This window comes from Lysinibacillus sp. UBA6686, from assembly GCF_002455205.1.
GTDB classification, from domain to species: Bacteria; Bacillota; Bacilli; order Bacillales_A; family Planococcaceae; genus Lysinibacillus; species Lysinibacillus pakistanensis.
Window position 1 is genome coordinate 118,918 of the sequence record NZ_DKJS01000018.1, and the last position, 5,961, is coordinate 124,878.

The window sequence follows — 5,961 nt, forward strand, 5'->3', positions numbered from 1 at the left end:
CTTTTTAACGGTAGTTAATCGCAGTCCTTTAGGTAATCAAAGTGGGCTGAACAATTTTATTTTTGGTAAGGCAGCAACAATGACAAAGGCAGATTTAATGTGGCTTTTTATTAGTGCTACAATTATTATTTTAGTCAGTCTCCTACTCTATAAAGAGTGGAAGCTACTAATCTTTGATCCAGTGTATGCCAAAGGTATTGGTTTACCTATTGAAGCATTAAAGGCAACACTTACCGTTTTAATTGTTATGACGATCGTAACAGGTATACAGGCAGTGGGTGTTATTCTCATGTCTGCATTATTAATTATTCCTGCTGCAAGTGCAAAATTATGGACGAAAAAATTGAGTTCCATGCTTATGCTAAGTGCCATTATTGGTGGGGTATCTGGCATTACGGGAACCTTTATAAGTGCTATGCGCACCGGCTTATCAACTGGACCAATTATTGTATTAGTAGCGGCTGCTATATTCTTTCTTTCGTATTTCATAAGCCCGTCTGGTCAAATTAGTAAATTTCGTAGAAAAATGCAGTTTCGAAAGCAAGGTGAGCTAGGATGATAGAATTTTGGGTTATTTTAACCGGCATTTTAGTCGGTATTACCTGTGGGATTGCAGGGGTTTTTCTAATCTTGCGTAGAATGTCAATGATTGCTGATGCGATTAGCCATACCGTATTGTTTGGTATTGTAATGGCGTATATTATTACCCAAACATTAAATGGTTTTTGGATGCTCGTCGGTGCAGCAGTTGCAGGGATTTTAACAGCCTACCTAGTGCAATTGCTACATTCTTCAGGTATACAGGAAGACGCAGCTATTGGTGTGGTCTTTACGTCCTTGTTTGCAGCTGGTGTGCTCCTCATTACTTTATTTGCGGGTAATGTCCATTTAGATGTGGAGCACGTATTAATGGGAGAAATTGCTTTTGTTCCTTGGGATAGATGGACATTTCTTTCCATTACATTGCCAAAGGCTGTATGGATGCTATTGCTTGTGCTCCTCATTAACATAGGGTTCCTTCTATTATTCTTTAAGGAAATGAAGCTCACTACCTTTGACCCTGTATATGCTGCCTCCATTGGTGTTCCCGTACTATTTCTACATTATGGGTTTATGACATCAATCTCCTTTACAACGGTAGCTGCCTTTGATAGTGTCGGTGCTATTTTAGTTGTTGCAATGCTAATAGGACCTGCAGCCACTTCCTATTTAATAAGTAAATCAATTAAGCAAATGTTTTTATATAGCATGGCTTTTGGTGCTGCCGCAGCAGTTATAGGCTATTATTTGGCAAAGTTTTGGGATACGTCCATTGCAGGGATGATGGCGACTATAGTGGGTGTTCTATTTGTGATGACATTGATCAGTCAAAAAATCATCGATCAACGCAGAAAAGCACTTGTAAGTAAATTAGAAGTATAAAAGGATCATATTAAAGGAATCGAGCAATCATTCTCGATTCCTTTTACTATTTTTTTATTCTCCTTTTATTCTCCTTTTATTCAGCTTACATTTAGTTTACATGAGGTTAGATCCATTACGAAGCAAAATTGACTTTTGGTTAGCCAGCCCCGTTTTTTAGCATTAAAATATTTAAAAATTTATATATTTCTATATACGAACTATTTTCATTTTGTTAAGATGAGTGATATTAATTGAATCGAATATAGAACAACAGGGGAGATACAGCATGTGGCGCAATCGGAATGTATGGATTATTTTACTAGGTGAATTTGTCGTAGGTCTTGGCCTGTGGGCAGGCATCATTGGAAATCTCGCTTTTATGCAAGAGGTTGTACCTTCTGATTTTCACAAATCTTTAATTATTTCTTGTGGTATATTAGCAGGTTTAGTAGTTGGTCCATTGGCTGGACGTATTATTGATCGATCGAGGAAGAAAACCGTTGTACAGCAGGCAAGTGCTGCTCGAATTATTAGTGTCCTATTTATGTTTATAGCACTCTACACAAATTCGGTAATTTGGATGATTCTTTTTTTAATTACCTTGCAAATTGCGGCAGCCTTTTATATGCCTGCCCTCCAATCAATTATTCCGATGATTGTTAAGGATAAAGATTTAATGGCCTTAAATGCATGGCAAATGAATGCTCGGACAATTTCGAGAATTATTGGTACTGCTGCAGCAGGATTTATGTTAAGCTTCTTTGAGCTGAAATGGTTATATATTATTTCATTTATTGTCTATATTATTATGTTTATTATTACGAGTTTCCTACAGTTAGATGAAGCGGAAAATCCATCTTTAATGAATAAGGAAAAGGGTAACTTCAAAGAGGTTCTACCAATGGTAAAGGAGCATCCTATCGTCTTGATGACTCTTGTCCTAATGCTTATTCCAACGTTATTTTTAGGCTCCTTTAATTTAGTCATTATGAAGATTTCCGAAATTCATCAGTCAACGACTATCTCAGGATTATTATATACAGTTGAAGGCATCGGTTTCATGCTGGGAGCAGCTGGCTTGAAAATGATAGCAGAACGAGTGAAAATAGGGACCTTGCTCTTCACTTTAGCATTTATTATTGGTTCAATGGAGCTCATGCTTTTATTAGCTGATATAAAATTCTTTGCACTCCTGACATTTGCCGTTTTTGGATTTTCAGTAGGATGCTTTTTCCCAACTACTATGGTCATTTTTCAAAAGCAAGTACCTAAAGATTTCCACGGTCGATTTTTCTCCTTCCGCAATATGATTGATTCTGTAATCTTTCAGGTTGTCCTATTATCAACGGGTATGATGCTTGATTTAATTGGACTAAGTGGGATGGGGCTTGTTTTTGGGATTATAAGCTTGAGCCTAACGATTTCTTTTTTACTTTATTCAAGGAAAAAAAATGTAGTGATGCAGGTACAATAATGAAAAATAGTAAGAGCCCATTTTGAGTTTGTATCAAAATGGACTCTATTTTTATAGGCAAAGAGAGCCTACCTAACCCTTATTCAAAGACAATCATTTCTCCAACTTCTTTAAATCCGAAGCGTTTATAAATATTTTTTCCATCCTCTGATGCCTGTAAGACTACTGGCTTTTGTTTATCGATTGTTTGATTGAGTAGGAATTGAAACATCTCACTGCCATAGCCCTTACCTCTAAACGTTTCTTTTGTCATCACATCATAAATACCGTAGCTATCGTTATCTTCGATTAATAAACCTGTAGCTACAGGCATTTCCATTATACAACCAATAAACATTCGAGCGTTTGATGCTAATTTTTCCTGTGAGAATTTACGAAAATAAATTTCCAGCGCATCTCTTTCCGGTGTGCCTTCAAATAAACTTAGAAAAACCTCTTTATATTGAAGAAGCCCTTCCTTATTGCTTACTTGTGTAATGTTAAGATGATTGGAAATTCGTTGACCAGTATGAAGTGTATGGTCAAGCTTCATCATAATATTTCGTTCAGCTTCCTTTAAATTATGTTCCTTTATCAATTGTAGCCAGTCATTGCTTAGATTATTAGCATCCACCCACGTACTAAAAGGAAGCTCTTTTACAATAAAATGATTGATTGCTTGTTTAATATGGTTTTGGTTGTGAATCGTAGGGGAGTTTGCCAATAGCATATTAAATGTATCAGTAGGAATCTCCGTGTTAGCTATTACATAGTTAGCTTCCTTTATCAATTCCCCAGAAACTGCATGAGTAAATAGCTTTAGTTTTTCCTCTAAATTACTTATCACTAATTGTTGATTTGTTTTCATATTTTTCAACCTTCCGCTTTTAGTAGTGCGCACTCTATTTCATTATAAAGTCAATGAAAGATAAAAAATACGGAGTTCACTGTTTTTATATCCTCCCATAATTTTCTGAAAATATGTTTAATAATTGTTCCTTTCATTTTTAGTCAACCCCTTTCTTGTTTGACAAAAGGTTGTGTTAAGCTTAAAATCCAACTATTCAATAAATTAATTGAATAGTTGAAGGGTGGTTTGTTTGTATGGTGGACGAACGAAATTTAAAGGACTTATTATATCAAGAGTTTGCAAGGATAGGGAAATGCTTATCAAGTCCAAAACGATTAGAAATTCTTGATATTTTATCTCAAGGCCCTAAATCTGTGGAGGCATTAGCCAAAAATACGGATATGTCAGTAGCCAATGTATCACAGCATTTGAAAGTACTATTTAATGCAAGATTAGTCATATTTAAAAAAGAAGGAAATTTTGTTTTTTATGAACTAGCCAATGAAATCATAGCCGATTTTTTAACCACATTCCATGCATTATCGGAAAAACAACTTAGCCAGGTTCAACAAATAAGGGAAGAGTTTTTAAATAATCAACTTGGATTAGATGGAATCACCCTAACAGATCTTGCTAGCCGTATGAATAAAGGGGAGGTATTGTTACTTGATGTAAGACCTAAGGAGGAATTTGAAAAAGCCCATATTCCAGGAGCGGTATCGATTCCTATTGGGGAATTAGAAACGCACCTAGCATCGTTACCAACCAATTGTGATGTTGTTGCTTATTGTAGAGGACCTTATTGTTTAATGTCTGCCGAAGCGGTAAAAATTCTGAAGGCAAGTGGAATTAATGCTTTTAGATTAGAAGAGGGCTTTAGAAAATGGCAGCAATTAGCAAAATAATCATATGAAATTAGGTTTTATTATAGAGACAAAAGAACAAGAGAAGGTGCGCGAATGCTGCATGAATAAAAAAGTAAAAATATTTTAATAGGAGAAGCTGAGAATGTAAAAAATTGAACATCCAAGTTTTAATGTGAAAGCGCTAAAGAATAAATTTGTAGAATTGGCTTGTGGAACATGCTTAAAGTCGAGATAACTAGTTTAAATCTCTTATTATCGAATGGGCTGACAAAATGATTCTGTTTTAACAATTGAGAATAATAGAAAGTAGGTGTTGTGAAGTGTTTAATCAATCACAAGATTCCATTGAACAGTATATAGAATCACCCGAAAAGCTACAAAGTCTATATAGGCGTGTGTTGATGGTTGTTAGTCTATCTCAAATATTCGGCGGAGCAGGACTAGCTGCAGGTATTACGGTAGGGGCTCTTTTAGCTCAACAAATGCTTGGAACGGATGCTTATGCAGGAGTACCTTCCGCTTTATTTACGTTAGGGTCAGCAGGAGCCGCTTTCATTGTAGGAAGACTATCACAGCACTATGGGCGTCGTACAGGCTTATCAGCAGGGTTTATTGTCGGTGGTCTAGGTGCTATAGGTGTTGTGATGGCTGCCATGATGAATAGCGTTATTTTATTATTTGCTTCCCTTTTAATCTATGGAGCAGGAACCGCAACCAATTTACAAGCTCGCTATGCTGGAACTGATTTAGCAACTAATAAACAGCGAGCAAAGGCTATTAGCACAACCATGGTGATGACTACATTTGGGGCTGTCGCTGGTCCAAATTTAGTAGAAATTATGGGTAAATTTGCTGTATCTATTGGTGTTCCATCGCTAGCAGGTCCATTTATCTTATCAGCAACAGCATTTATCTTAGCAGGTCTTGTCCTATTTATTATGTTGCGTCCTGATCCGTTAGAAATTGCAAAAAGGATTGAAGCATATAAAGAAAAGTCTGCATCTGAAACTAATACGCTATCTATACATCCCACAAACAATAAAAGAGGTCTAGCAGTCGGTGCAACAGTTATGGTACTTACTCAGATTGTAATGGTTGCAATTATGACGATGACACCAGTACATATGAAGCATCATGGACATGGTCTGACGGAAGTAGGAATTGTTATCGGATTTCATGTAGGCTCCATGTATCTTCCTTCTCTTGTAACAGGAATTCTTGTTGATAAAATTGGGCGCACTGCCATGAGTATAGCTTCGGGCATTACTTTGTTATTGGCAGGTTTATTAGCAGCATTCGCACCAAGCGATTCGATGGCGCTATTAATCATTGCACTTTCTTTACTAGGATTGGGCTGGAACTTTGGCTTAATTAGTGGTACTGCTCAA

At 36.5% G+C, this 5,961-nt stretch carries 6 protein-coding genes; 5 read left to right on the plus strand and 1 reads right to left on the minus strand.

Translation table 11 applies throughout. The features are described from left to right. From B2R82_RS05000 to B2R82_RS05010, 3 genes are all read left to right on the plus strand, one after another. Positions 1-559 (plus strand): metal ABC transporter permease (locus B2R82_RS05000; protein ID WP_286923829.1); only part of this gene is annotated, 559 nt, incomplete at its 5' end. Then, on the plus strand, positions 556-1,422 hold the full coding sequence (locus B2R82_RS05005) for a metal ABC transporter permease (protein WP_286923830.1): 867 nt from the start codon (positions 556-558) through the stop codon (positions 1,420-1,422). The genes B2R82_RS05000 and B2R82_RS05005, both read left to right, overlap by 4 nt. A gap of 268 nt (positions 1,423-1,690) precedes the next feature. Further along, positions 1,691-2,878 carry an MFS transporter gene (locus B2R82_RS05010; protein ID WP_286923831.1) on the plus strand — a complete coding sequence of 396 codons (1,188 nt, stop codon included), beginning with the start codon at positions 1,691-1,693 and terminating at the stop codon, positions 2,876-2,878. 79 nt (positions 2,879-2,957) lie between these two features. Here B2R82_RS05010 and B2R82_RS05015 read toward each other — a convergent pair whose 3' ends face one another. After that, on the minus strand, positions 2,958-3,725 hold the full coding sequence (locus tag B2R82_RS05015) for a GNAT family N-acetyltransferase (RefSeq protein ID WP_286923832.1): 768 nt from the start codon (positions 3,723-3,725) through the stop codon (positions 2,958-2,960). Positions 3,726-3,964: 239 nt separating this feature from the next. Here B2R82_RS05015 and B2R82_RS05020 point away from each other — a divergent pair, with 239 nt between their 5' ends. Both B2R82_RS05020 and B2R82_RS05025 read left to right on the plus strand, forming a co-directional pair. Next, the gene (locus tag B2R82_RS05020) at positions 3,965-4,612 is read left to right on the plus strand and encodes an ArsR/SmtB family transcription factor (RefSeq protein ID WP_286923836.1); all 648 of its coding nucleotides are present in this window, start codon (positions 3,965-3,967) and stop codon (positions 4,610-4,612) included. A 362-nt stretch (positions 4,613-4,974) separates the two neighbouring features. Further along, on the plus strand, positions 4,975-5,961 hold a 987-nt coding region (locus B2R82_RS05025), incomplete at its 3' end, for an MFS transporter (RefSeq protein ID WP_414674118.1).

Excerpts from the sequence above, each read along its gene's own strand:
- B2R82_RS05005 (WP_286923830.1), top strand. The coding sequence starts at position 556 with ATGATAGAATTTTGGGTTATTTTAACCGGCATTTTAGTCGGTATTACC.
- B2R82_RS05010 (WP_286923831.1), top strand. The coding sequence starts at position 1,691 with ATGTGGCGCAATCGGAATGTATGGATTATTTTACTAGGTGAATTTGTC.
- B2R82_RS05015 (WP_286923832.1), bottom strand. The coding sequence starts at position 3,725 with ATGAAAACAAATCAACAATTAGTGATAAGTAATTTAGAGGAAAAACTA.